This window comes from Pseudomonas sp. DE0010 (assembly GCF_007680745.1).
In the GTDB taxonomy this organism is placed as follows: Bacteria; Pseudomonadota; Gammaproteobacteria; order Pseudomonadales; family Pseudomonadaceae; genus Aquipseudomonas; species Aquipseudomonas parafulva_B.
Genome location: NZ_VEJQ01000006.1, coordinates 63,238 through 87,967 on the forward strand (window position 1 = coordinate 63,238; position 24,730 = coordinate 87,967).

24 protein-coding genes and 1 tRNA gene are annotated in these 24,730 nt (G+C 62.5%); 8 read left to right on the forward strand and 17 right to left on the reverse strand.

The genetic code is table 11. The annotated features are described in order from the left end of the window. Positions 1–6 precede the first annotated feature (6 nt). The 12 genes from flgK to FS767_RS06710 form a co-directional block, all read right to left on the reverse strand. A complete protein-coding gene (gene flgK / locus FS767_RS06650) occupies positions 7–2,049 on the reverse strand; it encodes a flagellar hook-associated protein FlgK (protein ID WP_144964641.1) in 2,043 nt (680 codons plus the stop codon). 12 nt (positions 2,050–2,061) lie between these two features. After that, positions 2,062–3,222 (reverse strand): flagellar assembly peptidoglycan hydrolase FlgJ, encoded by a 1,161-nt coding sequence (flgJ, locus tag FS767_RS06655; protein ID WP_058606132.1) that lies wholly within the window; start codon positions 3,220–3,222, stop codon positions 2,062–2,064. A gap of 11 nt (positions 3,223–3,233) precedes the next feature. Next, positions 3,234–4,343 (reverse strand): flagellar basal body P-ring protein FlgI, encoded by a 1,110-nt coding sequence (locus FS767_RS06660; RefSeq protein ID WP_058606144.1) that lies wholly within the window; start codon positions 4,341–4,343, stop codon positions 3,234–3,236. A gap of 11 nt (positions 4,344–4,354) precedes the next feature. After that, positions 4,355–5,050: a flagellar basal body L-ring protein FlgH gene (flgH, locus tag FS767_RS06665; protein ID WP_058606133.1), complete on the reverse strand. Its 696-nt coding sequence runs from the start codon at positions 5,048–5,050 to the stop codon at positions 4,355–4,357. Between the two features lie 37 nt (positions 5,051–5,087). Next, positions 5,088–5,873, reverse strand: coding sequence for a flagellar basal-body rod protein FlgG (gene flgG, locus FS767_RS06670; protein ID WP_023533986.1), 786 nt, complete (start codon positions 5,871–5,873; stop codon positions 5,088–5,090). 47 nt (positions 5,874–5,920) lie between these two features. Continuing rightward, positions 5,921–6,661 carry a flagellar basal body rod protein FlgF gene (locus FS767_RS06675; RefSeq protein WP_023533964.1) on the reverse strand — a complete coding sequence of 247 codons (741 nt, stop codon included), beginning with the start codon at positions 6,659–6,661 and terminating at the stop codon, positions 5,921–5,923. Positions 6,662–7,052: 391 nt separating this feature from the next. Next, positions 7,053–8,375, reverse strand: a complete 1,323-nt coding sequence (gene flgE / locus FS767_RS06685; RefSeq protein WP_144964643.1) for a flagellar hook protein FlgE — start codon at positions 8,373–8,375, stop codon at positions 7,053–7,055. Between the two features lie 30 nt (positions 8,376–8,405). Then, a complete protein-coding gene (gene flgD, locus FS767_RS06690; RefSeq protein ID WP_144964644.1) occupies positions 8,406–9,107 on the reverse strand; it encodes a flagellar hook assembly protein FlgD in 702 nt (233 codons plus the stop codon). 12 nt (positions 9,108–9,119) lie between these two features. Further along, a complete protein-coding gene (gene flgC / locus FS767_RS06695) occupies positions 9,120–9,563 on the reverse strand; it encodes a flagellar basal body rod protein FlgC (RefSeq protein ID WP_023533977.1) in 444 nt (147 codons plus the stop codon). 2 nt (positions 9,564–9,565) lie between these two features. Next, a complete protein-coding gene (gene flgB / locus FS767_RS06700) occupies positions 9,566–9,976 on the reverse strand; it encodes a flagellar basal body rod protein FlgB (protein WP_058606138.1) in 411 nt (136 codons plus the stop codon). Positions 9,977–10,253: 277 nt separating this feature from the next. After that, positions 10,254–11,081, reverse strand: a complete 828-nt coding sequence (cheR, locus tag FS767_RS06705; RefSeq protein ID WP_023533991.1) for a protein-glutamate O-methyltransferase CheR — start codon at positions 11,079–11,081, stop codon at positions 10,254–10,256. A 50-nt stretch (positions 11,082–11,131) separates the two neighbouring features. After that, positions 11,132–12,061 carry a chemotaxis protein CheV gene (locus FS767_RS06710; RefSeq protein WP_058606139.1) on the reverse strand — a complete coding sequence of 310 codons (930 nt, stop codon included), beginning with the start codon at positions 12,059–12,061 and terminating at the stop codon, positions 11,132–11,134. A gap of 76 nt (positions 12,062–12,137) precedes the next feature. Here FS767_RS06710 and flgA point away from each other — a divergent pair, with 76 nt between their 5' ends. The 4 genes from flgA to FS767_RS06730 all read left to right on the forward strand — a co-directional run bounded on the left by flgA (position 12,138) and on the right by FS767_RS06730 (position 14,707). Then, complete coding sequence (gene flgA, locus FS767_RS06715) at positions 12,138–12,887, forward strand: flagellar basal body P-ring formation chaperone FlgA (protein ID WP_078478895.1); 750 nt, start codon at positions 12,138–12,140, stop codon at positions 12,885–12,887. Positions 12,888–13,052: 165 nt separating this feature from the next. Continuing rightward, positions 13,053–13,367: a flagellar biosynthesis anti-sigma factor FlgM gene (flgM, locus tag FS767_RS06720; RefSeq protein WP_058639147.1), complete on the forward strand. Its 315-nt coding sequence runs from the start codon at positions 13,053–13,055 to the stop codon at positions 13,365–13,367. Between the two features lie 49 nt (positions 13,368–13,416). Next, complete coding sequence (locus FS767_RS06725) at positions 13,417–13,884, forward strand: flagella synthesis protein FlgN (RefSeq protein ID WP_058606142.1); 468 nt, start codon at positions 13,417–13,419, stop codon at positions 13,882–13,884. Between the two features lie 79 nt (positions 13,885–13,963). After that, positions 13,964–14,707, forward strand: a complete 744-nt coding sequence (locus tag FS767_RS06730) for a flagellar brake protein (RefSeq protein ID WP_144964645.1) — start codon at positions 13,964–13,966, stop codon at positions 14,705–14,707. 587 nt (positions 14,708–15,294) lie between these two features. Here FS767_RS06730 and FS767_RS06735 read toward each other — a convergent pair. Together FS767_RS06735 and bkdR are read right to left on the reverse strand one after the other, a co-directional pair. After that, positions 15,295–16,632, reverse strand: a complete 1,338-nt coding sequence (locus FS767_RS06735; RefSeq protein WP_144964646.1) for an MFS transporter — start codon at positions 16,630–16,632, stop codon at positions 15,295–15,297. A 165-nt stretch (positions 16,633–16,797) separates the two neighbouring features. Next, complete coding sequence (bkdR, locus tag FS767_RS06740; protein ID WP_023533792.1) at positions 16,798–17,283, reverse strand: Bkd operon transcriptional regulator BkdR; 486 nt, start codon at positions 17,281–17,283, stop codon at positions 16,798–16,800. Between the two features lie 198 nt (positions 17,284–17,481). On the opposite strand from bkdR, the gene FS767_RS06745 reads away from it, so the two are divergent. From FS767_RS06745 to lpdA, 4 genes are read left to right on the forward strand one after another with little or no spacing between them, the layout of a single operon-like run. Beyond that, positions 17,482–18,714 (forward strand): 3-methyl-2-oxobutanoate dehydrogenase (2-methylpropanoyl-transferring) subunit alpha, encoded by a 1,233-nt coding sequence (locus FS767_RS06745; RefSeq protein ID WP_058605562.1) that lies wholly within the window; start codon positions 17,482–17,484, stop codon positions 18,712–18,714. Position 18,715: 1 nt separating this feature from the next. Next, on the forward strand, positions 18,716–19,774 hold the full coding sequence (locus tag FS767_RS06750) for an alpha-ketoacid dehydrogenase subunit beta (RefSeq protein ID WP_144964647.1): 1,059 nt from the start codon (positions 18,716–18,718) through the stop codon (positions 19,772–19,774). Beyond that, complete coding sequence (locus FS767_RS06755; RefSeq protein ID WP_144964648.1) at positions 19,775–21,046, forward strand: dihydrolipoamide acetyltransferase family protein; 1,272 nt, start codon at positions 19,775–19,777, stop codon at positions 21,044–21,046. A 2-nt stretch (positions 21,047–21,048) separates the two neighbouring features. Continuing rightward, positions 21,049–22,428, forward strand: a complete 1,380-nt coding sequence (gene lpdA, locus FS767_RS06760) for a dihydrolipoyl dehydrogenase (protein ID WP_144964649.1) — start codon at positions 21,049–21,051, stop codon at positions 22,426–22,428. A gap of 26 nt (positions 22,429–22,454) precedes the next feature. On the opposite strand, the gene FS767_RS06765 is transcribed toward lpdA, so the two are convergent. The 3 genes from FS767_RS06765 to phnN form a co-directional block, all read right to left on the reverse strand. Next, positions 22,455–23,453: a diguanylate cyclase gene (locus FS767_RS06765; protein ID WP_144964650.1), complete on the reverse strand. Its 999-nt coding sequence runs from the start codon at positions 23,451–23,453 to the stop codon at positions 22,455–22,457. Between the two features lie 202 nt (positions 23,454–23,655). After that, positions 23,656–23,732 (reverse strand) — tRNA-Arg (locus FS767_RS06770). A 110-nt stretch (positions 23,733–23,842) separates the two neighbouring features. Then, the gene (gene phnN / locus FS767_RS06775; protein WP_144964651.1) at positions 23,843–24,436 is read right to left on the reverse strand and encodes a phosphonate metabolism protein/1,5-bisphosphokinase (PRPP-forming) PhnN; all 594 of its coding nucleotides are present in this window, start codon (positions 24,434–24,436) and stop codon (positions 23,843–23,845) included. Positions 24,437–24,730: the final 294 nt, after the last annotated feature.

The window sequence follows — 24,730 nt, forward strand, 5'->3', positions numbered from 1 at the left end:
GCCTCCTTATAGCGCGTTGATCAAGGTCGAGAACGTTTCTTGCGCCGCCTTGATGATCTGCGACGACGCGGTGTAGTAATGCTGGAACTTGACCAGGTTGGCGGCTTCGTCGTCCAGGTTCACCCCAGAGACGGCGCTGCGGCTTTCACTTGCCGACTTGAGCACCGCGGCCGTTGCAGTGGTATCGATAGACGCTTGACTGGCCTTGGCGCCCACCCGCTCTACCAAGGCGGCATAGGCGGAAGTGAAACTGGTGCCGCCACCGGAATTGGTACCCACGGTCGATTTGGTCTGCAAGCCCAGCAGGGCATTGGCATTGCGGTTATCCGCCTTGCCATCGACATTGAACGACAAGGTAAAGCTGTCGTTGGTCGCCGGGCTGCCGCCGATGGTGGTTTCCAGCGCAAAAGTGCGCGGATTGCCGCTGGGGTCGAGAATCGGGTTGCCCGATGCATCACGCATCGGTATCGACAGCGAGAGCTTATTGTCCTGCCCTGGCACCACGGTCCCGGTGCCGATCTGCGCGCCCTTGGCATCGAACAGCTTGTAGCCCTGGGACCCACCGCTGGCTGCGTCGAACACCACGCGCACCGGCATGGCGTCCTTGATCGCCTGCTGCGTCAGGGCCGTGTCGGCACCGCCATAGATATCCAGCGCTTGTCCAAGGTTAGGTTGGGTGATAGTGCCGGTGCCGCTGTTGCCGCTGCCGACGGCAGCGCTCACTGGGCCGGCGAACGCCAGCTTGTTGGCATCGGAGAGCACTGTGGTGATACCGGTGGCGGCCGAGCGGGTAGGAATCACCTTGAAGCTGTCGCCGGCGGCCAGCGCACCACCCTTGAGGGACAGGCTAAAGCCATCGATGACCGGCGCAGGGTCTGCATTGAGGTCGAACGAGCCCATGTCGGTGCCGTCGGAGCGGCGCACACTGTACTGATTGCCGCTGATGAACTTCACTTCGTAGTCGTAGGTGCTCAGGGCGCCGCTGTTGGCAATGGTGACATCGAGGTTGCCCGAGCCTGCGCTGTTGTTCGACGAGGCCAGGCTGCGCTGGGCGATGGCACTGGCGCTGTTGATGCTGGAGAACAGCGAGCTGCCGAACTGGCCATTGGCGTCCAGACCCTGGCCCAGCTGGCTGTTGATGCTGTCGGCGACGACCAGCGCCACGCGGCCCAACTCGTTCATCGACGGCGTCAGCACGTCCTGGCGGTAGCGCAACAGGCCACCGATGGTGCCGCCGGTGGCTACCGAGGTCACGTCCGAGCTGAACGACTCGTAATTGATGCGCAAGGTCGCCTGGCTTTTGTCGGCCACCCCCGGCTGAACCGACAACGGGTTGGACCTGCTCCCGGTCACCAGCGACTGGCCGCTGCCCAGGATCACATCGTAGTTGCCTTCACGCTCCTGAACGGTCACGCCCACCAGTTCGTTCAACTGGCGCACAGCCTCGCTGCGGGCATCGAGCAGGTTGTTGGGCGTGCTGCCGGTGCCGCTGGCGGCCACGATCTGCTTGTTGTATTCGGCGATGCTGCTGGTGAGCTTGTTGACCTGCCCCGCCAAGGTATCGAGCTGGGAGTTGATGACATCGTTCTGCTGGGTCAATTGGGTGCTGACAGCATTGAAACGGTTGCTCAAGGTCTGCGCCTGGGTCAGCAACAGTTGCCGCGAGGCCACATCGCCGGGCTTGGCCGCTGCGGTTTGCATGGCCGAGAAAAACGCAGTCAGTACCGAGCTGATGCCGGTATCCCGGTCAGCCAGCAGCTTGTCGACACCGGTCACCTGGTCACGGAATGCCGTGGAATCGGCTTGCAGGGACGTCGCCGTCTGCAACTGATTGTCGAGGTAGGCACTGTAGATACGGCGCACGTCTGCCAGCGTGGTCCCACTGCCCAGAAAACCTGCGCCCATGTACTGCGAGGCGCCGGCCACTTGCATGGCCTGCTGGCGCGAATAGCCGCTGGTGGCGGCGTTGGCGATGTTGTTACTGGTGACCGACAGGTGCGCCTGGCTGGCACTCAAGCCACTCAGGCCGATCGAAATCAGGCTCGACATGATTTAGTCCTTTCAAAGGTTCGTGGTGCTGCCAGCCATGGCGTATTGCGGTGTCTTCTGCATTTGCTGGGCGATGCTGATGATTTTCTTCGCATAGCCTGGGTCGGTCGCGTAACCGGCCTTTTGCAACTCGCGTGCAAACTGCTCAGGGTTATCGGCCGACTTGACCGCTTCTTGATAGCGCGAATTGTTCTGCAACAGGCTCACCAGGTCGTGGAAGCTGTCCTGGTAGGAGTCGTAGCTGCGGAACTGGGCGGTTTCCTTGACGAACTGGCCGTCGCGGAATTCGCTGGTGATGGCCCTGGCCTGCTCGCCCTGCCAGTTACCGGTGGCCTTGATGCCGAACAGGTTGTGGCTGCTGCTGCCGTCGCTGTTGCGCATGACCGACTTGCCCCAACCGGTTTCCAGCGCAGCCTGGGCGACCAGGTAGCGCGGGTCGATACCGATGCGCTTGGCGGCCTGCTCGGCCATTGGCAGCATGGTGGCGATGAACGAATCGCTGTCGGTGAAGGCCTTTTTCGGTGCCAGCGGCGGCTGGGCGATGGCACGGCCGGTAATGCGCAGCCCGTTCTCGGGCACGGCAAAGGCCTTGGCCGGCTGCTGGCCGTCGCGCACGGGGGCTGCGGGGGCCGCGCCGACGGGCGCCGTGGCCGCAGTAGGCACGATGCCGGCCAGCAGGCGGTCGGTAAGGCGGCTGGGCAACGCCAGACGCCGCGCATTGAGCGCGGCGACGTCGTTGCGGGTGCTGGCCGCTTGGGTGGCGTGGACCGGGTCTGCGACCTTGCTACCCCACAACACCGGGCCGGCCTGGCCACGCGGGAACGGGCTGGTATTGGCGGCGGCGCTGCGGCTTTTGGTCAGCTGGCGTACCAGCACATCCTGCAGGCCGATACCGCCACCCTCGCGGGACATGCTCACCGACAACTGCTGGTCGTACATGTCCCGGTACTGCTTGACCGTCTCGGTGTTCATCGGGTTGTCGTCGGCCAGGACATCGCTGGCCTTGCGCGAGGCCTTGAGCATCTCGCTGATGAACATCGACTCGAACTCCTGGGCCACCTTGCGCACGTTGGCTTCGCTGTCGCGATCACCGTGCTTGAGGGCATTGAGGCGGTTGAGGTCGGTGAAGGCACCGCTGTCGACACTGCCGGAAACCAGGCTCTTGCTGTTCATCGACGCCGTCCTCAGATCACGATCAGGTCGGCCTGCAAGGCGCCGGCCTGTTTCAGGGCTTCGAGAATGGCCATCAGGTCACCGGGCGCGGCGCCCACCTGGTTCACCGCCCGGACGATTTCATCCAGCGTGGTACCCGGGCCGAACTTGAACATCGGCTTGGCTTCCTGCTCGGCATTGACCCGCGAGCGCGGGACCACGGCGGTCTGGCCATTGGAGAGCGGGCCCGGCTGGCTGACGATGGGGTCTTCGGTGATGGTCACCGTCAGGCTGCCGTGGGTTACCGCCGCCGGCGATACCTTGACGTTCTGGCCGATGACGATGGTGCCGGTACGCGAGTTGATGATCACCTTGGCCACTGCCTGGCCCGGGTCGATTTCCAGGTTTTCCAGGATCGACAGGTAGTCCACCCGCTGGCTGGGGTCCATCGGCGCGCTCACGCGCACCGAACCGCCATCCACGGCCTGGGCCACGCCAGGGCCGAGCAGGTCGTTGACCTTGTCGACGATGTGCTTGGCGGTGGTGAAGTCGGGGCGGTTGAGGTTCAGGGTCAGGGTGTTGCCCTGGTTGAAACCGCTTGGCACTGCCCGCTCGACGCTGGCGCCGCCCGGGATACGGCCGGCAGACGGCACGTTGACGGTGATCCGCGAGCCGTCGCGCCCTTCGGCATCGAAGCCGCCCACCACCAGGTTGCCCTGGGCGATGGCGTAGACGTTGCCGTCGATCCCCTTGAGCGGGGTCATCAACAAGCTGCCCCCACGCAGGCTCTTGGAGTTACCGATCGACGACACAGTGATGTCCACCACCTGCCCTGGCTTGGCGAAGGCCGGCAAGTCGGCATGCACCGATACTGCGGCAACGTTCTTCAACTGCACGTTGCCCGATCCAGGCGGCACCTTGATGCCGAACTGCGACAGCATGTTGTTGAACGTCTGCACGGTGAAAGGCGTTTGCGTGGTCTGGTCGCCGGTCCCGTTCAGGCCGACCACCAGGCCGTAGCCGATCAACTGGTTGGAACGTACGCCCGAGATGCTGGCGATGTCCTTCAGGCGCTCGGCTTGCGCCGCGCAGGCGCAGGTCAGCAGCAAGGTGGCGGTGAGCAGTTGCCTCAGGTTGAGCATGGTCAGGGTACTCAGAAGGGCCAAAGCGGGCTCATGAAGAAGCGGTCCAGCCACCCGGGCTGGCTGGCATCGGCAAACGAGCCGGTGCCGGAATAGGTGATGCGCGCATCGGCCACCCGCGTGGACGGTACGGTGTTGTCGGTGGCGATGTCGTCGGCGCGGATGAGCCCGGCGATGCGCACCAGCTCTTCACCGGTGTTCAGGGTCAGCCACTTCTCGCCGCGCACGGCGATGATGCCATTGGGCAGCACTTCGGCCACGGTGACGGTCACCGAGCCGGTCAAGGTGTTGCCCTGGGTGGCCTTGCTGTCGCCCTTGGTGGTGCGATCACCGCTGTAGCCGGCATCGAGCGACAGGTCGCCGCCGCCGAACGGGTTGTTGGTGTTCGGCCTGGCCCCGAACAGCGACGACAGGCCAAGGCTGGCCTTGCTGTTCTTCTGGATCTGGGAACCTGCGTTTTTGCTGGCCGAGGTGCGCTCGTTCAGGGTGATGGTGATGATGTCACCCACGCGGAATGCCTTGCGGTCGCCATACAGGTTCTGCTCGAAACCGGCCTGGTAGATCGAACCGTTGTTGGCCGCTGCCGGCAAAGGGGTGCGCGGGAGCACCGGCGCATAGTACGGGTCGTTGGGCTTGGCCGCGGGGGCGACGCAGCCTGCAAGCAACACCGCACCGCCCAGGGCGAAAACGGACAACAGACGATTCATGATGCATACCTCACGGGTGCTACGGAAGTTGCTGGGATCACAGCTGCTGGGTAACGGTCTGCAGCATCGAGTTGGCGGCAGAAATGACCTTGGAGTTCATCTCGTAGGCGCGCTGGGTGGTGATCATGTTCACCAGCTCTTCCACGGTGCTGACGTTGGAGTTCTCCAGGGTTTGCTGCAAGGTGGTACCGAAGCCGTTCAGGCCCGGGGTGCCGACCTGGGGGGCGCCGCTGGCGGCCGTTTCCAGGAACAGGTTGCCACCGATGGCCTGCAGGCCCGCCGGGTTGATGAAGTCGGCGGTCTGGATGTTGCCGATCACCTGGGCGGCCGGGTTGCCGGCGGTGGTGATCGATACGGTACCGTCCTGGCCGACGGTGAAGGTCTGCGCGTCGTTGGGCACGACGATGGCAGGCTCCAGGGCATAGCCGTTGGCGGTGACGATCTGGCCATCGGAGTTGAGGTGGAAGGTGCCGTCACGGGTGTACGAAACCGTGCCATCTGGCTGCAGGATCTGGAAGAAACCGCGACCATTGACCGCCATGTCCAGCGGGTTCTCGGTGGTCTGCAGGCTGCCAGCCACGAAGCTTTTCTGGGTGCCGACAATGCGCACGCCAGTACCTACCTGCAAGCCGGAGGGCAGCTGGCTGTCCTGGGTGGACTGGGCACCTGGCTGGCGACGGATCTGGTACAGCAGGTCCTGGAACTCGGCGCGATCACGTTTGAAGCCGGTGGTCGACACGTTGGCCAGGTTGTTGGAAATCACCGTCAGGTTGGTGTCCTGGGCGGACAGGCCGGTTTTGGCGACCCATAGAGCTGGAAGCATGTAAGTTCTCCTCGCGCGCCTGTTTTACGGCACCCGTTCAAATGTCATTAGCCGATTTGCAAAACCCGCGCCATGGCTTCATCGCCTTCCTTGGCCGCGCTCATCATTTTCACGTGCAGCTCGAACTGGCGGGACAACGCCAGCACCGAGGTCATCTCTTCCACCGCGTTGACGTTGCTGCCTTCAAGAAAGCCCGAGACCACGCGAACATTGACGTCGGCATCGGCCGGCTGGCCGCTGGCGGTGTGAATCAGGCCGTCTGCACCTTTGTTCAACCCCTTGGTGTCCGGGTTGACCAGCTTGATGCGGTCGACTTCGGCCATCACCCGCGGGTCTTCGCCCATGGAGCGGATGCTGATGGTGCCGTCGGCACCCACTTCCACCTTCTGCTCAGGTGGAATGGCAATCGGGCCGCCGTTGCCGATCACCGGCATGCCGTTGCCGGCGCGCAACACGCCAAGGGCGTCGATATTCAGGCTACCAGTGCGCACATAGGCTTCGCTGCCGTCGGGGGCCTGCACGGCGATAAAGCCATGGCCGCTCACAGCCACGTCCAGGTCGCGACCGGTTTCGATCATCGGCCCTTCGCTGAAGTCGGTGGCTGGGCGCTCGGTCAGGGCGAAGGCGCGCGCCGGGAAGCTGTCGCCAAAGACCGGCATCGAGCGGGCCTGCTCCAGGTCGCGCTGGAAACCGTTGGTGGAAACGTTCGCCAGATTGTTGGCGTGGGCCTTCTGGGCCAGCGCGTTCTGGCTAGCCCCGGTCATGGCCACGTAAAGCAATTTGTCCACAGCATCTCCTCCGCGCGCCAGTACCGCGCTGTCATCAGGCAGGGTCTAGCAATAATCGAACCAGCTTTGCACCCCGGTGAATCGGGCACTTCAGCGCGACGGCTTTACCGTCGGTGTCAGTTTGTTGGCATCGGATCAAAAGCGCCTGGATCAGTGATCGCGGCAGGCGCCATTTTTGTAGGGGCCAGCAAACCGGGTCCAGCCTGAACCCGGGTTGCCTTGGACGCAGATGTATCGCCCGGTGACCAGGCTTTGCCAAAGGAAGAAAGGCCTTGGGGCGGCCTCTGCCCAGTGGGCACTACCACCCCCTATCACCAGCAGAAAGGACAACAACCAGACATGCTTCATCGACACTGCTCGTAAACCCTGAGTGTCACGCCTCGGCACGCCATCAGCTCATCTGGATGATGGTTTGCATGATGGTGCTTTCGGTTGAAATCGTCTTGGCGTTGGCCTGGTAGTTGCTCTGCGCCTTGATCAGGTTCACCAGCTCGCCAGTCAGGTCGACGTTGGAATCCTCCAGCGAAGAACCTGCAATCTGGCCCAAGGTGCCGGTATCTGGCGCGCCAATCACCGGGACACCCGACGAGAAGGACTCCTGCCAGTTGGTGCCGCCAATCGGCGTCAGGCCCTGCATGTTGGCGAAGCTGGCGATGGCGACCTGGCCGATGACTTTGTTCTTGCCATTGGTGAAGTTGGCGAACAGGAAGCCGCCCTTGTCTACCGACAGGCTGGACAGCTCACCGGTAGCGAACCCGTCCTGATCCTTGGCGGTCACGGCCGAGGCGGCGTTGTACTGGGTCATGCCCAGCATGTCGAGGCTGACGCCGCCGGGGTTGGCGTTGGCACCGTTGGCTGACCACTGGCCGGCAGCGTTCTTCTGCGCGGGGATCCAGTTGTCCAGGTTGAAAGTCTTGTTCGCATTGATCGACAGGCCACCGGCCACCGGCCCTGGCGTGAGGGCATCGGCGTTGAGCGTGCCGTCGGACTTGAATGGCAGGTCATTGATCAGCGGCTGCGTGGAGGTCGGGTCCTGTGGGTTGCGCCCGTCGATGGTGCTGTACATCTTCCAGGAATTGGACGTGTCATCCTTGATGAAGTACTGGTTCAACTGGTGCGCGTTGCCCTGGCTGTCGTACACGTCGCTTGAGAACGTGAAGTTGTAGCTCTTGACGTCGGCTGGGTCGAATGGGGTGACCGTAGGCGCGCCATCGCTGGACTTGAGGTTGACCGTCTGATCGATCTTGGACGTGGCCTTGGGGGTGAGGTTGGCCGTGTCGATCTGAAGGTTGGTCAATACGCCCTGCACCACCTGGCCATTTTCGTCGACGCCATAACCTTGCAGGTTGGCGCCGCCGGCGTTGACGACGAAGCCCTGCTTGTCACTGTAGAACGCACCGGCCCGGGTATAGATCTTCGAGCCGTTGTCATTGAGCGCGAAGAAGCCGTTGCCGTCGATGGCCATGTCCAGCGCCTGGCCGGTGCCGTTGATGTTGCCGGAGCTGAACTGCTGGGAAATGGCGGCTGTTCTTACGCCGGTACCAATGGTGGTACGGCCGGCGCTGGTGCCGCGAATGGAGCTTGAGTACTGGTCGGCGAATTCGGCGCGCGAGGACTTGAAACCGGTGGTGGCGACGTTGGCAATGTTGTTGCCGGTTACGTTCAGGGCCTTGTTGGCTGCATTGAGGCCACTTAAGCCAATGTTGTAAGACATACGCTAACTCCTGAAGATGTGCGCTAGGCCCTAGATGCCGATGCTTTGAATGGTGGAAAGTGGAACGCTGCCCAGCCCTGCCAGGTTCAGCGACATTTCGCCGCCGTTGGTGCCCATGGTCACGCTGGTGACGGTGGCCGGCAGGTTGGTGGTCATGGCCGTGGACGTGCCGTTGATCGAGGCGGTGGCCTTGAAGCTGTAGGTGCCGGCCGGCAGGGCCTCACCGGCGTCATCCTTGCCATCCCAGGTGAAGTCCACCTTGCCGCCTGCCTGGCTGCCCAGGTCGAGAGTGCGCACCAGCTTGCCGTCCTTGTCGTACACCCCCACCGAGGTGGCGGTGCTCGAGCCGGTGAGGTTCACCGAGCCCTTCATGTCCTTGCTGGTGTCGACCATGGCCTTGTCGGTTTGCACGATCACGTTGCGCCCGACCAGCGACGACGCCTGCAAGGCCTGGGACGACTGGAACGCACCAGCGATGTAGCCGACCGAGCTGTTGAGGGTCTGGATACCTTCCAGGCTGCTGAACTGGGCCAGCTGCGCCACGAACTCGCCGTTCTGCTGCGGGTCCAGGGGGTTCTGGTTCTTCATCTGGGTGACCAGCAGCTGCAGGAAGGCATCTTTGCCCAGTGCACTGCCGGCGGCGCCGGTCTTTTCGTCGTTCTTGCTTTCTTTTCGCTGCAGCGAGTTCAGGTAGCTACTACCGACTTCGCCTGTGGCATTGGTGGTGGTCATGTCGGCGTCCTATCACTGACCCAGGGTCAGCACCTTCTGCATCATGCTCTTGGCCGTGTTCATCAACTCGGCATTGGTCTGGAACGCGCGGCTGGCCGAGATCATGTCAGCCATCTCCTCGACCACGTTGACGTTGGGGTAATACACGTAGCCGTCCTTGTTCGCCGCCGGGTGGCTAGGCTCGTAGCGGGCCTCGAGGTTGCTCTGGTCCTCGACGATGCCGGTCACTTGCACGCCCTGCCCTGCCTCGCCCTGGTCCTCGAACAGCGACTGGCTGGTGCCGGCCTGGGTGTTCTGGAACGTGGTGGCGAACACGGGGTGGCGAGCGCGGTAGGTCTGGTCGATGCTCGACGAGACCGTCTCGGCGTTGGCAATGTTGGAGGCGACGGTGTTCAGGCGCGTGTTCTGCGCGCTCATGCCGGAACCGGCAATGTTGAAGACGCTGGAAAGGGACATGGTCATTCTCCCCGAAGGGCTGACACCAGCCCTTTGAATTTACTGTTGAGCAACGTGAAGCTGGCCTGGAAGCCAATCGCGTTTTCGGTGTAATTCGACTGCTCGATCTGCGCGTCCACGGTGTTCTGGTCGATCGAAGGCTGCATCGGCGTGCGGTACTTGAGAGCTTCGTCGCTCAGCGCCACGCCGTCGGCCTCGATGTGCCGGCTGTTGGTGCGCTCCAGGCCGAAGCGGCCGCCGTTGTGCTGCTTGTCGCTTTCGGCGGCCAGCACCGAGGCGAAGTCCAGGTCACGGGCCTTGTAGTTGGGGGTGTCGGCGTTGGCAATGTTGTTGGCCAGCACTTCGGCGCGTTGCGCACGAAAGCCCAGGGCCTTTTCATGGATGCCTAGCGCCTTGTCGAAGCTGATGCTCATGTCGGGGAAACCTTCAGCGGTTGACCAAAGTGTCGTTGCCGAAGGTTTTAGCAAGGCTTGTGCCAACATCGGCAAAGCCCGTATTCAAGGCCTTGCAGCCCTTTTCAAAGGGGCGCTATGCCAGAAAAGCGGCAAACCGCACGCGGCCCAATGGCCACAAGCGGCAAAAACAAGAGCACATGAGCGGCAAAACAAAAAATTGACGTCAGCGACAGGGCCGACTCATTGAAAGCCGCTGACAAGGCATCGCCCGGCCAGCGGCACATACGGCATGGGCCTATTTGGCCTGGTAGATGATGCCCGGGCTGCACTGCACCATCTGGTAATGGTCCGGCAGGCCGTTGAGGGCCTCAGATGCGCCCAGGAACAGGTACCCGCCTGGCTTGAGGGTGCTGTGAATGCGCAGCAGGATGTCTTTCTTGACCTGGGCCGAGAAGTAGATCAGCACGTTGCGGCAGAACACGATGTCGAACTTGCCCAGGCTTGCATAGCTGTCGAGCAAGTTGAACGAGCGGAACTCCACCCGATTGCGAATCGCCGGCTTGATCGCCCAGCGCCCCGGCCCCTTGGGGTCGAAGTAGCGCTGCAGGCGCTCGGCCGACAAGCCGCGGGCGATCGCCAGGCTGTCGTACTCGCCAGTCTTGCAGTTGTTGAGCATGGTGCCCGACAGGTCGGTCGCGACGATCTGCGCGCCCATTTTCAGCTGGCCCAGGTTGCTGCGTTCGAACTCGTCGATGGCCATGGAGATGGAGTACGGCTCCTGGCCCGAAGAGCACGCCGCCGACCACATGCGCAGGCGCTGGCCGGGGTTGTTGCGGATGAACTCGGGGATGACCTTGTTCTTGAGCACCTCGAACGGGTAGGTATCGCGAAACCACAGGGTTTCGTTGGTGGTCATGGCATCGACCACCTGCTCGCGCAGGCCGCCACGCGGCTGGGCCTGGATGCGCTGCACCAACTCGCCCAGGCTCTTGATGCCCTGCTGCTCCATCAACTTGTTGAGGCGGCTGGACACCAGGTACTGTTTATTCTCGCCCAGCAAGATGCCACAGGCTTTTTCCAGAAACACCCGGAACTGTTCGAAATCCAAATTACCCGTAGACACTGCTGCCGCCTCTTTTCAATCACTGTGGCCGGGGCGAGCCCCGGCGCCTTTCAATGTGCTGCCTTGATCCGGTCAACCACGCGCTGGGCCAGATCATCCGGCCGGAACTTGGCCAGGAAATCATCGGCGCCCACTTTCTTGACCATCGCCTGGTTGAACACCCCGGACAGGGAAGTATGCAGGCAGATGTGCAGCTTTTGCATGCGCGGGTCGCTGCGAATTTCCGCTGTCAGGGTATAGCCGTCCATTTCCGGCATTTCGATGTCGGAAATCATCATCAGAAACTCTTCTTCGGGCTTCTTGCCTTCGTCCACCAATTGGCGCAGGTAGTTCAAGGCCTGGCGACCGTCATTGAGGGCCACCACCTCGACGCCAACCGTCTGCAGGCAGCGGCTGACCTGCTTGCGTGCCACCGACGAATCGTCGACGGTCAACACCCGTAGCATCACGGCCTTGTCCTGCACCTCGGCGTCCACCACCCCCGCCGACACCGCCTCCGAAGACGGCGCGACCTCGGCCAGCACCTTCTCCACGTCGATGATCTCGACCATGCGGTTGTCCACCCGCGTGACTGCCGTCAGGTAATGATCGCGGCCGGTCCCCTTGGGTGGCGGGTGGATTTCTTCCCAGTTCATATTGACGATGCGCTCGACCGAGTGCACCAGAAAGCCCTGGGTCTTGGTGTTGTACTCGGTAATGATCACGAAACTGCTGCGCGTGTCCTCCTGCAACGGGCGCAGGCCGGTGGCCATCGACAAGTCAAGGATCGGAATCGTCGCCCCGCGGATGTTGGCGACGCCGCGCACCACAGGGTGCGCCTTGGGCAGTATGGTCAGCGCAGGGCATTGCAGCACTTCCCTGACCTTGAAAACGTTGATGCCATAAAGCTGTTCGCCGTTGAGGCGGAACAGCAGCAGTTCCAGGCGATTCTGCCCTACCAGCTGTGTGCGCTGGTTGACCGAATCCATAACCCCCGCCATGCCGAACTCCTTACCTGTCAGCCATTCGTTGCCACTTACTCAAGAAGTCGGCACGGGCTTTGCTTTTTTGAGCGCCATGTACATGAAAACGACAGTTTCCCGACGATTGACGCGCCTGCTGGCTGGCTTGCTGGCCGCATTGTGCCTGCTGGTACCGGTTCGCACCTGGGCGGACGCGTTCACCATGCCTGAACAGCTTATCGGTGTCACCCAAGGGTTTCTTGAGTTCACCGTCGAAGATTATCTCGCCACGACCCAAACGGCCGGCCGCTACGAGATCCAGGTGAACCCGTTGGACCCAAGGTTGCGCATGCCCTTGTGCAGCCAGGCGCTCGACGCTTCGCTGGAAAGCCCGAGCGTGCCGCTGGGGCGGGTGACGGTGCGTGTACGTTGCGACGGCGCGGCGCCCTGGACCGTGTTCGTGCCCGCCACCGTTCGCCTGTTCCGCGAGGTGGTCGTGGTCACCCGCCCGCTGCGACGGGACAACGTGGTGAGCGAAGGCGATGTGGCCCTGCGCGAACGGGACGTCGGCACGCTGGGCCAAGGGTTTCTGACCGATGTGGGCCAGGCGGTCGGCATGAAGATGCTGCGCCCGACGGTGATGGATCAGGTGCTGACGCCTCAGCACCTGGAGCAGGCGGAGGTAGTACGCAAGGGCGATCATGTGGTGATCGTTGCCCGCAGTGGCACATTGAGCGTGCGCATGCCTGGCGAGGCGCTGAGCAAAGGCGGCATCAGCGAGCAGATTCGGGTGCGCAATCTCAATTCGAAACGCGTGGTCAAGGCCATGGTGACCGGCCCGGGCCAGGTCGAGGTGAGCATGTAGGCCAGCGGGCGGAAGCCGCTGGCGCCGGGGAACCGCTTTTTTTAGACTGTGTCAGAAAACGGGTAACAGGCTGTCGCTCAAGACAGCCACGCATTTGTGCCTAAAGTTTATCGTGAGTTGGCCGAAAACAAGGCAAGCGTCCATAAACCCAGAGGTTTTCTGATCATGGTCATCGACTTCAGTCGTTTGAATAATTCCCCGGCCGTCACCGGCGGTGTACGCGGCAGCAATGCCCCTGGCAGCACTGAAAAGCCGGCTGCCAGCCAGGAAACAGTAAAGGGCACGGGTGCAAGTGGAGAAGCCGTGCACCTGAGCCCAGAGGCCCAGCAGTTGCAAAAGATCAGCGACAAGCTGCGCGATGAACCCGTCGTCAACAGCGCCAAGGTAGCCCAGCTCAAACAGGCCATTGCCGATGGCAGCTACAAGGTCGATGCCGGCCGTGTCGCCAGCAAGCTGCTCGATTTCGAAGCACAGCGTTGACCGTCGGGTGCGCTGACTTCAATGGACGCTTGAAAACCGGGAGTTAGCCATGCACGACACCACCCTGCTGCAATTGATCGAACAAGACATCGCCCCGATGCAGGAGCTGCTCGAGCTGCTGCAGAACGAGGCTGTCGCGCTGCACGGTCGCGACATGCAGTTGCTCGAGCAGATCCTGGCGCGCAAACAGTCGCTGATCATCCTGCTCGAGCAGCACGGCCAGCGCCGTGGCCAGTTGCTGAGCGACCTGGGCCTGAGCGCAGACCGCGCCGGCGTACAGGCGGTGGCGGCGCAATCGCCGCATGGTGACGTAATGCTGGAGCGACTCGATACGCTGGCGCAACTGATGGACGCCTGTCAGCAGGTCAACTCGACCAATGGCCGTATCATTCAGGTCCAGCAACAGGTCACCAACAATCAGGTCCGCATCCTCATGGGCGGCGACTCGCCGTCGCTCTACAACAGCCGTGGCAGCACCTCGCCCCTGACCAAGCCGCGCGCCCTCAGCCAAGTGTGATTTCCCTATCAAGGCACCGCACATACTGGCAAAATGCTGTTAATTGCCTGTGTCGCTTTTGCCTGGAGAACGTCAAGCCGTGTTCAATGAATCCGATGCCCCGCAACCGCCCAAGGTGCTGAGCACACCCTTGGAAATTGCGGCCAATTTACGGCAGCTCCAGGAAAGCCACGACCCCCTGATCATCACCTTCCATGACCGAGGCCATCGCTTCCAGAGTTACGTGGTGGACGTGGATCGGGAAAACAATGTGCTGGCGCTTGACGAGCTGATTCCCCGTGACGGTGAGAAATTCATCGAAAACGGCGAGCATTTCCGGGTGGAAGGCTTCCACGACGGTGTGCGCATTGCCTGGGAATGCACCCACAGCCTGCGCATCAGCGAAGTGGACGGTCATCGCTGCTACCGCGGCGGGCTGCCGTTGGAGATGACCTATCACCAGCGCCGCAACGCATTTCGTGCTGCGCTGAAGCTGTCGCAGCTGGTGGACATCATGCTCGATGGCACGCACCTCAAGGGCAACGGTGCCTTGCGGGGCAAGTTGCTGGATGTTTCGGCTACCGGGTGCAAGCTGCGCTTTGATGGGAATGTCGAGGATCGCCTGCAGTTGGGTCAGGTATATGAACGCTTCAAGGCCGGCGCACCGCTTGGGTTGGTAGATACCATGGTCGAGTTGCGCCATCTGCATTATGAAGAGCGGATCAATACCACGTTTGCTGGGGTTCGCTTTCATAACCTCAGTGGGCCTGCCCAGCGCAAGGTGGAGAGTTTTGTGTATCAGCTGCAGCGTGAAGCGCGGCGGTTTGATAAGGACGATTATTGATTTGCAGCTGGCGGGAGGGCCACTGCGGCCTTTCAATGATGTTGCTGCTACCACGTAGTTTTTCGTTGGTGTGGGCGGTTGAAACCGTTTAGGTATTCATTGGCGAGGGTGGCGCACAGTCACCCTTCCGCCCTTACGGCGGCTCACTTTTTGTCTTGTCAAAAAGTGAGCAAAAACCGCCTGCTCCTGTCATCCGGCCCCTGCGCTGCGCTCCGGGGTTCCCTCGCTCCGGGCTTGCTCCCGGGAGGACCGCGCTGCAGGCCCCATCCTGGGGCCCAGCGCTTGACAGGCATCCATGCCTGTCACCTCCCTTCGCAAGCCCTGCGCTCGGCCTCCTGAAGTCGCGATCTGCGGCGCCTGGGCTACCGCGCGCTTAAAAGCAAACGCAACGGCTACGTCTACGTCTACGTCTACGTCAAGAAGGCTGGCGAATTTCGGGTAGTGCGGCATCGCAGGAGCGCTGGACCGGCCGCGATGGGCCGTGCAGCGGCCCTAGGCGATATGCTGGAATACAGAAATTACCAGATCGGGATGCGTCGCCTGGCACACGTCACGCTCAACGTGCTCCAGACGCGTTACGGCCACCTTCAAGCCGGCTTGTCCCCCTGCACCTCCTCCAGCGGCGGCTCGCCGTCTTTCTCGGCTTCCTCGGTGTCCTCGGCCGCCACCGGCGTCTGCATCACATCCTGCACGGTCTGCTCATCCACACGCGGGTCCAGCGCTGCCGACAGGGGCGAGCCGGCGGCGGGCATGGCGACGTGGCCCAGGGGGGCATCCTGGACCTGGTGCAAGCCGGTGACAGCTTTTGGACGGATGCGCCAGACCAGTACCAGGGCAAAGAACACGAAGAAGGCGTACAACATCTGTACGCCCAGCACTTTCATCAGCACGCCAGCAGCCAGGGGCCCGATGCACGCCCCCACGCCGTAAGTCACCAACAGCATGGCAGTCAGCGAAACGCGGCGCTCGCTCTCCACGTGGTCGTTGGAAAAAGCCACGGCCAGCGGGTACAGGCTGAACTGCAACAGCGATACCACAAAGCCCATGGCGAACAGCAACTCCAGCGGCACGTCGGGCAGGATCGCCAACGGCGCGGCGGCTACGGCCAGCCCCACCGCGACACTGCGAATCAACACCGCCCGGTCGTAACGGTCAGACAACCAGCCCAGCGGCCACTGAACCACCAGCCCTGCAAAGATGCAGCAGCCCATGAACAGACCGATCTGCTCGGTGCTAAGACCCTGACTGGCGGCATACAGCGGAGCAAGGCCGTAGAACGAGCCGACGATCAGCCCGGAACCCAGCACCGTACTGAGCGACTGCGGCACGCGCTTGATGAAGAACTTGGGCTCCATGGGTGCCGGACGCAGTGGCGCGGGGTGGATGCGGCGGGTCATGGCCACCGGCACCAGGCACAGGGCGAAGCACATCGCGACCAGCATCAGCAGCTCAAGCCCCAGCTCAGGGTGCACCACCAGTATCAGCTGACCCAACACCAGGCCCAGGTAGGACGCGATCATGTACCCGCTGAATACTGCGCCCCGGTACTTCACGTCCGCCTGCTCGTTGAGCCAGCTTTCGATGACCATGTACTGGCACATCATGCCCAGGCCTACAATCATCCGCAGCCCGACCCAGGCCGGCAGCCAGTTGGTCAGGCCGTGCCCGAGCACGGCGGCGCCGACGATACCGGCGCAGGTGGCATAGGCACGTATGTGCCCTACTCGGCCGATGAGCCGGTGGCCGACCTTGCCGCCCACGGCCAGGCCGAAGTAGTTGGCCGCCATCAAGGCACCGACCCACAGGCTATCGACGTTGTCGGCAGCCAGGCGCAGCGCCAGGTAGGTACTGAGCAGGCCCGAGCCGATCAGCATCATCAGTGCAGCGAAATACAACGACTGAAACGGCTTCCAGATAGTGCGCATAAATCCCTTCGGCTCCCGGGTTGAGCTGGCAGTTGTTGGTGCAGAATAAAGGCTAACGCCAAGCGTTGCAGGCCCCGTGCTGCAAAATCGAATGGTCCCTTGCCCATGGCCAGGTAAAAAATGGATCAGGCCAGGCCACAGGGCGTCGACGAGCTTGGACAGCAGTCATTCGCGCAAGGTCATCCCGTTTGCCGGCAATGGCAACGCCGTTTTGTAGCGCACCTGCTTGAGCGCGAAGCTGGAGCGAATGTTGGCAACGCCCGGCAGGCGGGTCAGGTAATCCAGAAACCGCTCCAGCGCCTGGATACTGGGCAGTAGCACACGCAGCAGGTAGTCCGGGTCACCGGTCATCAGGTAGCACTCCATGACCTCGGGCCGCTCGGCGATCTCCTCCTCGAAGCGGTGCAGTGCCTGCTCGATCTGTTTTTCCAGGCTCACATGGATGAATACGTTCACATCCAGCCCCAGCACCTCGGGCGACAACAGCGTGACCTGCTGGCGAATGACGCCCAGCTCTTCCATGGCCCGCACTCGGTTGAAACAAGGCGTAGGCGACAGGTTGACCGAACGTGCCAGTTCGGCGTTGGTGATGCGGGCGTTTTCTTGAAGGCTGTTGAGAATGCCGATGTCAGTACGATCGAGTTTGCGCATGAGACAAAATCACCGGTTTATTGTGTTTATGAGGAATGTTTATCTGGCCTGCTTACCAAAGGCAATCAACTAGAGAGAAATATTCTGCGCCAGGGCAACTAACATGTAGCTAACGCTGACCTGCTGGTCACGAGCCGGCACTCAGCGGCGACCGCTTCAAAGCTCACAAAAACAAATACCCGAGCGAGCGTAAACAGCATGAACGAGTACGCCCCCCTGCGCCTGCATGTTCCCGAGCCTACCGGCCGGCCAGGCTGCCAGACCGATTTTTCCTACCTGCGCTTGAACGACGCAGGCCAGGTTCGTAAACCCCCCATCGACGTAGAAGCCGCCGACACCGCCGACTTGTCCGGCAGCCTGGTGCGCGTACTGGATGAACAGGGCAATGCCCAGGGCCCCTGGGCCGAGGACATAGACCCGCAGATACTGCGCCAAGGCATGCGCGCCATGCTCAAGACCCGCATCTTCGACAGCCGCATGGTCGTCGCCCAGCGCCAGAAGAAGATGTCGTTCTACATGCAGAGCCTGGGCGAGGAAGCCATCGGCAGCGCCCAGGCCCTGGCGCTCAACCGCACCGACATGTGCTTCCCGACCTATCGCCAGCAAAGCATCCTGATCGCCCGTGACGTTTCGCTGGTGGACATGATCTGCCAACTGCTCTCCAACGAGCGCGACCCGCTCAAGGGTCGCCAGTTGCCGATCATGTATTCGGTACGCGAGGCGGGCTTTTTCACCATCAGCGGCAACCTGGCGACCCAGTTTGTGCAAGCGGTGGGCTGGGCCATGGCCTCGGCCATCAAGGGCGACACCAAGATCGCCTCGGCCTGGATCGGCGATGGCGCCACTGCCGAGTCGGACTTCCATACCGCCCTCACCTTCGCCCACGTCTACCGCGCCCCGGTCATCCTCAACGTGGTCAACAACCAGTGGGCGATTTCCACGTTCCAGGCCATCGCTGGCGGCGAGTCCACCACCTTCGCCGGCCGCGGCGTGGGCTGTGGCATCGCCTCGTTGCGCGTGGACGGCAACGATTTCGTGGCCGTCTACGCGGCCTCGCGCTGGGCAGCCGAACGCGCACGCCGCGGCCTTGGCCCCAGCCTGATCGAGTGGGTGACCTACCGTGCTGGCCCGCATTCCACGTCCGATGATCCGTCCAAGTACCGCCCTGCGGACGACTGGAGCCACTTCCCGCTGGGCGACCCGATCGCTCGCCTGAAGCAGCACCTGATCAAGATCGGCCACTGGTCCGAAGAAGAACACCAGGCCACCACGGCCGAATTCGAGGCTGCCGTGGTCGCCGCGCAGAAGGAAGCAGAGCAGTACGGCACCCTCGCCAACGGACACATTCCCAGTGCCGCTTCGATGTTCGAGGACGTGTACAAGGAAATGCCGGACCACCTGCGTCGCCAACGTCAGGAACTGGGGGTCTGAAATGAACGATCACAACAACAGCATCAACCCGGAAACCGCCATGGCCACCACCACCATGACCATGATCCAGGCCCTGCGCTCGGCCATGGACATCATGCTCGAGCGCGACGACAACGTGGTCGTGTATGGTCAGGACGTCGGATACTTTGGCGGCGTCTTTCGCTGCACCGAAGGCCTGCAGAACAAGTACGGCAAATCACGGGTGTTCGATGCCCCGATCTCCGAAAGCGGCATCGTCGGCACGGCCGTGGGCATGGGTGCCTACGGCTTGCGGCCGGTGGTGGAGATTCAGTTCGCCGACTATTTCTACCCAGCCTCGGACCAGATCGTGTCGGAAATGGCGCGGCTGCGTTACCGCTCCGCTGGCGAATTCATCTCGCCGCTGACCCTGCGCATGCCCTGCGGCGGGGGCATTTATGGAGGCCAGACCCATAGCCAGAGCCCGGAAGCGATGTTCACCCAGGTGTGCGGGCTGCGCACGGTCATGCCGTCCAATCCCTATGACGCCAAGGGCCTGCTCATTGCCTCGATCGAGTGCGATGACCCGGTCATCTTCCTTGAGCCCAAACGCCTGTACAACGGCCCCTTCGATGGCCACCACGACCGCCCCGTGACGCCATGGTCCAAGCATCCGCAAAGCGCCGTGCCTGACGGTTATTACACCGTGCCGCTGGACAAGGCAGTGGTGACTCGGCCCGGCAACGACGTCACGGTCCTCACCTATGGCACGACGGTCTATGTCGCCCAGGTCGCGGCCGAAGAGACGGGCGTCGATGCCGAGGTGATCGACCTGCGCAGCCTGTGGCCGCTTGACCTGGAAACCATCGTCGCGTCGGTGAAGAAGACCGGGCGCTGCGTGGTGGTGCATGAAGCTACGCGTACTTGCGGGTTCGGCGCCGAACTGGTCTCGCTGGTGCAGGAGCATTGCTTCCACCATCTGGAAGCGCCCATCGAGCGCGTTACGGGTTGGGACACCCCCTACCCCCATGCACAGGAATGGGCGTATTTCCCAGGGCCATCGCGGGTGGGTGCGGCATTGAAAAAGGTCATGGAGGTCTGAATGGGCACGCATGTCATCAAGATGCCGGACATTGGCGAAGGCATCGCGCAGGTTGAGTTGGTCGAGTGGTTCGTCAAGGTAGGTGACCTGATCGCCGAAGACCAGGTCGTGGCCGATGTCATGACCGACAAGGCGACGGTGGAGATCCCCTCCCCGGTCAGCGGCAAGGTCATGGCCCTGGGCGGGCAGCCTGGGGAAGTGATGTCGGTCGGCAGCGAACTGATCCGCATCGAGGTCGAAGGCAACGGCAACCATGTGGACGCCCCACAAGCCAAGGCGGCCGAAACACCGCCTGCCAGCCAAGCACCCGAGCAGGCAGTACAGGAACAACCCGTGCCGGCCGCCTTGACGCCCCCGGCCAGCCGCCCGGCCGCACCGCTGGCTCCACGCCAGGCCAGCGATAAACCCCTCGCCTCGCCCGCCGTACGCAAGCGCGCGCTGGATGCTGGCATTGAATTGCGTTACGTGCACGGGAGCGGCCCTGCCGGGCGCATCCTGCATGAAGACCTCGATGCCTTCCTCAGCCAGCCTCAACGCGCCGGTGAGCAGGCCCCCAGCGGCTATGCCAAGCGCACCGACAGCGAGCAAGTCCCGGTAATCGGCCTGCGGCGCAAGATCGCCCAGCGCATGCAAGACGCCAAGCGTCGCGTGGCCCATTTCAGCTATGTCGAAGAAATCGACGTCACCGCCCTCGAAGCGCTGCGCCAGCAGCTCAACAGCAAGCATGGCCAAGACCGGGGCAAGCTCACCCTATTGCCGTTCCTGGTCCGCGCACTGGTCGTGGCACTGCGTGACTTTCCGCAGATCAACGCCACGTACGACGACGAAGCACAGGTCATCACCCGCCACGGCGCGGTGCACGTCGGCATCGCCACCCAAGGGGACAACGGCCTGATGGTGCCAGTGCTGCGCCATGCCGAGGCGGGCAACCTGTGGGCCAATGCAGCGGAAATTGCACGGGTGGCCAATGCCGCTCGCACCAACAAGGCCAGCCGCGAGGAGCTGTCGGGCTCGACCATCACCCTGACCAGCCTCGGCGCACTGGGCGGCATCGTCAGCACGCCGGTGGTCAACACCCCAGAAGTGGCCATCGTGGGGGTCAACCGCATGGTCGAGCGGCCTGTGGTCGTCGACGGCCAGATCGTGGTGCGCAAGATGATGAACTTGTCCAGCTCGTTCGATCACCGGGTGGTCGATGGCATGGACGCCGCACTGTTCATCCAGGCCGTGCGAAGCCTGCTGGAACAACCCGCCTGCCTGTTTGTGGAGTAAGCATGCAACCGATCATCGAAACTACGCTGCTGATCATCGGCGGCGGCCCCGGCGGCTACGTGGCCGCCATCCGCGCCGGCCAACTGGGCATCCCCACGATACTGGTCGAAGGGCAGGCGCTGGGCGGAACGTGCCTGAACATCGGCTGCATTCCGTCAAAAGCGCTGATTCATGTGGCCGAGCAGTTCCATCAGGCCACCCGGCTTGCCGAGGGCTCCCCACTGGGCATCCGCGTAGCCTCCCCCGAGCTGGACATCCGTCAGAGCGTCGCGTGGAAAGACGGTATCGTCGACCGACTGACCACTGGTGTGGCCGCCCTGCTGAAAAAGCACGGGGTCAAGGTCATCCAGGGCTGGGCGAAGCTGCTCGACGGCAAGCACGTGGAAGTCGACGGCCAGCGCATTCGCTGCGAGCACCTGCTGCTGGCTACGGGCTCGAGCAGCGTCGAGCTGCCCATGCTGCCCCTGGGGGGCGCTGTCATTTCATCGACCGAGGCGCTGACCCCCGCTACGGTGCCGCGCCATCTGGTGGTGGTCGGTGGCGGGTACATCGGTTTGGAACTGGGCACTGCGTACCGCAAGCTAGGTGCGCAGGTGAGTGTGGTGGAGGCCCGCGAGCGGGTGTTGCCCACCTACGACGCCGAGCTCACCGCCCCCGTGGTCGAGTCGCTGAAAAAGCTGGGCATCGCCGTTTACCTTGATCACAAGGTGGAAGGCTATGAACAAGGTACCCTGATGGCCCGGAACAGCGAAGGTTCGCCCCTGCGCCTTGACGCCGACAGGGTGCTGGTAGCGGCCGGCAGGCGCCCGCGCACCCAGGGCTTGAACCTCGAATGCCTGGACCTACGCATGAATGGGGCGGCGATTGCCATCGACGCGCAGTGCCAGACCAGCATGCGCAACGTGTGGGCCATTGGTGACGTGGCGGGCGAGCCCATGCTGGCGCACCGGGCGATGGCCCAGGGCGAGATGGTCGCCGAACGCATCGCGGGCAAGTCACGTCGCTTCGAGCCGGCCGCCATCGCCGCGGTGTGCTTCACCGACCCGGAAGTGGTCGTCGCTGGCCTGCCCCCTGATCAGGCGGTGGCGCAAGGGCTGGACTGCATCGTGGCGCAATTTCCCTTTGCCGCCAACGGTCGGGCCATGAGCCTGGAGTCCAGGACGGGGTTTGTGCGGGTGGTGGCACGCCGCGACAACCATCTCGTGCTGGGTTGGCAAGCGGTGGGCGTGGCCGTCTCTGAACTGTCCACCGCATTCGCCCAATCGCTGGAAATGGGCGCGCGCCTGGAAGATGTGGCGGGCACGATTCATGCCCATCCGACCCTGGGCGAGGCGGTGCAGGAGGCCGCCCTGCGCGCGCTGGGCCACGCACTGCACATTTGACCCCTGGCGCGGCCTGGGGTCGTTGGTCACTGGGCGACGGCGTTCTTGCCTGCGCCCTTGGCCCGGTAAAGCGCCTGGTCGGCGCGCGCCAGCAGGCTGTGGGTGTCATCGCCTTCGCGCCACTGCACTACGCCGTAGCTCAAGGTCAATCGACACTCGCCAATGGGCTCCAACTGCGCCACTACCTGGCGCAGTTGTTCGGCGCAGGCGCAGGCTTGCTCCAGGCTCGTCTGGGGCAGAACCAGGACAAATTCATCACCTCCCCAACGGGCCAGCAAGTCACTTGTGCGCTGGCGCAATCGCAATGCCTCGGCCACACGAATCAAAGCGGCGTCGCCCTGCGCATGCCCGTATTGGTCGTTGATCGGCTTGAAGTCATCCATGTCCATGGCGATGACCGACAGTGGCTGCCGAAAGCGCTTGGCCCGCTCGCACTCCTGCTTCAGCACGCTCTCCAGCCGATAGCGGTTGGCGATACGCGTCAGCGAATCCCGCTCGGCAAGCTCGCGGTTCTCGTCCAGCTGGCGCTGGAGCTGCTCGTTTACCCAGGACAATTCGCGCGTGCGCTCGGCGACCAGGCATTCCAGCGATTGGTTACGCCGCTCAAGCTGCGCCAGTTGGCGCTTGCCGCTGTCGATGTTGCGATGGGCCCCCAGCATGCGTGCAACCGAGCCATCGGGGTTGCGTGCGATCACGTACCCACTGTCCTCGACCCACAGGTAGGTGCCGTCGGCGCAGCGGCACCGGTACTCGACCAGGTAACGCTCGTTGCGCTGGTGGACATAGGCATCGAAGTGGGCCATGACACGCTGGAAATCGTCGGGGTGGATCAACCGCTCCCAGGTCAGTACCGAGTTTTCCTGGGAGTGAGGCGTATAGCCGAGCATGAGGTACCAGCCAGGGTTGCGATAGACATAACCCGTATTGGCATCCCAATCCCAGATACCGTCGCTGATCAGGTCAAACAGCGTATGCAGCTGCTCTTGGGTAAAACCCGTGGGCACGGGGGTGACGTGCTGGCTCATGCAAACTCCTGGATAACCAGCAACTGCGCCCAAAATCCAAGGGCTGCTGAGGTGAAGAAAGACGGCGCGCGCCTTGTGAGGGTGACCGTTGACGGGGCCAAGCATAGGGGTACGGACGTAGGGCTGAAATACGTCTTAAGGCGTAGATTTGTAACGGGCGATTAGCGAAGGAGAGCGGCGTGCTGGAGGCACTGGGGGGAAATGGCGTCCCAGGCAGGAATTGAACCTGCAACCTTCCCCTTAGGAGGGGGATGCTCTATCCAATTGAGCTACTGAGACACGGCAACTGGCAGCAGGCGCTGCTCAGCGGGACGGCGTGCATGTTAACCAGCGTGTGGCCGTTTGTCATGTGTTGCAGTGCCATTTGAGCGTAAACCTTTTCCGAAGCCCTAGTGCGCCTGGATAACACCCTCTTCTCGCAACACTGCCAGCAAGGCCTCGACTGCCGAGGACAGCGTAGTCGAGTTGTCCACCGTGCGGGCGCCATCGTCGGCCGTATCGCTCAGGCTGACATGCCGAGCCAGACGCTGGTCGATCTCGTTTTGGGTCTCCCGCCCGCGGGCCTGCAGGCGCCGACGCAGGATATCGAGACTGACGTCCACACGGATGGCCAGCAAATCAGGGTAGCGGGTACGAGCCTGCGCCAGGTGGCCGCGCGAGCCGTTTACCAGCACCGACCTGCCTTGCTCCAGCCACTCATCTACCTGCCGGGGGATGCCGTACTGCAACCCGTTGGCCTGCCAATGCATGGCGAATGCGCCTTGCTGCTTCATACGTTCGAACTGCTCGACACTGACACCTACCGCTGCCTCCCCCCTGGCTTCAGGCGAGCGCGTGATGACCCGACGGGCTATTTCGACATGCGCTGCCGCCAGCTGCAGGCGCGCTGCGTCGATCAATGAATCTTTGCCCGCGCCAGACGGTCCGATCAACAGAATCAGCCTGCCCTTTAGCGGCGAAGCGCAGCTTGCATCATGGTGCATTGCCACTATGCTCTCTGATTAAGAACCTGTGCGTTTGACGCTACTTTCGGCGCAGGTTTCAGGTTTTTTGCAGGATTCGCGGGGATACGTCTGACGTGAGGCCATGACTGCACATGTGAAAATTTTAACCAGTGCTCATTTCTGACAATTGGTACTGGCATAAAGCCTTTATGCAGATCACTATTTGTCACAGAATTGACGCCAAGGAAACGGCAGCATTGAGGCAAGATGAGCGTCCATCTGCACAACCGGTTGAACATTTTGGCGATAAGGCGGTCGTATTTCCACCCCGCG

Coding starts and splice junctions, on each gene's coding strand:
- flgK (WP_144964641.1), bottom strand. CDS start 2,049: ATGTCGAGCCTGATTTCGATCGGCCTGAGTGGCTTGAGTGCCAGCCAG.
- flgJ (WP_058606132.1), bottom strand. CDS start 3,222: ATGAACAGCAAGAGCCTGGTTTCCGGCAGTGTCGACAGCGGTGCCTTC.
- FS767_RS06660 (WP_058606144.1), bottom strand. CDS start 4,343: ATGCTCAACCTGAGGCAACTGCTCACCGCCACCTTGCTGCTGACCTGC.
- flgH (WP_058606133.1), bottom strand. CDS start 5,050: ATGAATCGTCTGTTGTCCGTTTTCGCCCTGGGCGGTGCGGTGTTGCTT.
- flgG (WP_023533986.1), bottom strand. CDS start 5,873: ATGCTTCCAGCTCTATGGGTCGCCAAAACCGGCCTGTCCGCCCAGGAC.
- flgE (WP_144964643.1), bottom strand. CDS start 8,375: ATGTCTTACAACATTGGCTTAAGTGGCCTCAATGCAGCCAACAAGGCC.
- flgD (WP_144964644.1), bottom strand. CDS start 9,107: ATGACCACCACCAATGCCACAGGCGAAGTCGGTAGTAGCTACCTGAAC.
- flgC (WP_023533977.1), bottom strand. CDS start 9,563: ATGTCCCTTTCCAGCGTCTTCAACATTGCCGGTTCCGGCATGAGCGCG.
- flgB (WP_058606138.1), bottom strand. CDS start 9,976: ATGAGCATCAGCTTCGACAAGGCGCTAGGCATCCATGAAAAGGCCCTG.
- FS767_RS06710 (WP_058606139.1), bottom strand. CDS start 12,061: ATGGCGGGGGTTATGGATTCGGTCAACCAGCGCACACAGCTGGTAGGG.
- flgA (WP_078478895.1), top strand. CDS start 12,138: ATGTACATGAAAACGACAGTTTCCCGACGATTGACGCGCCTGCTGGCT.
- flgM (WP_058639147.1), top strand. CDS start 13,053: ATGGTCATCGACTTCAGTCGTTTGAATAATTCCCCGGCCGTCACCGGC.
- FS767_RS06725 (WP_058606142.1), top strand. CDS start 13,417: ATGCACGACACCACCCTGCTGCAATTGATCGAACAAGACATCGCCCCG.
- FS767_RS06735 (WP_144964646.1), bottom strand. CDS start 16,632: ATGCGCACTATCTGGAAGCCGTTTCAGTCGTTGTATTTCGCTGCACTG.
- bkdR (WP_023533792.1), bottom strand. CDS start 17,283: ATGCGCAAACTCGATCGTACTGACATCGGCATTCTCAACAGCCTTCAA.
- FS767_RS06745 (WP_058605562.1), top strand. CDS start 17,482: ATGAACGAGTACGCCCCCCTGCGCCTGCATGTTCCCGAGCCTACCGGC.
- FS767_RS06750 (WP_144964647.1), top strand. CDS start 18,716: ATGAACGATCACAACAACAGCATCAACCCGGAAACCGCCATGGCCACC.
- FS767_RS06755 (WP_144964648.1), top strand. CDS start 19,775: ATGGGCACGCATGTCATCAAGATGCCGGACATTGGCGAAGGCATCGCG.
- lpdA (WP_144964649.1), top strand. CDS start 21,049: ATGCAACCGATCATCGAAACTACGCTGCTGATCATCGGCGGCGGCCCC.
- FS767_RS06765 (WP_144964650.1), bottom strand. CDS start 23,453: ATGAGCCAGCACGTCACCCCCGTGCCCACGGGTTTTACCCAAGAGCAG.
- phnN (WP_144964651.1), bottom strand. CDS start 24,436: ATGCACCATGATGCAAGCTGCGCTTCGCCGCTAAAGGGCAGGCTGATT.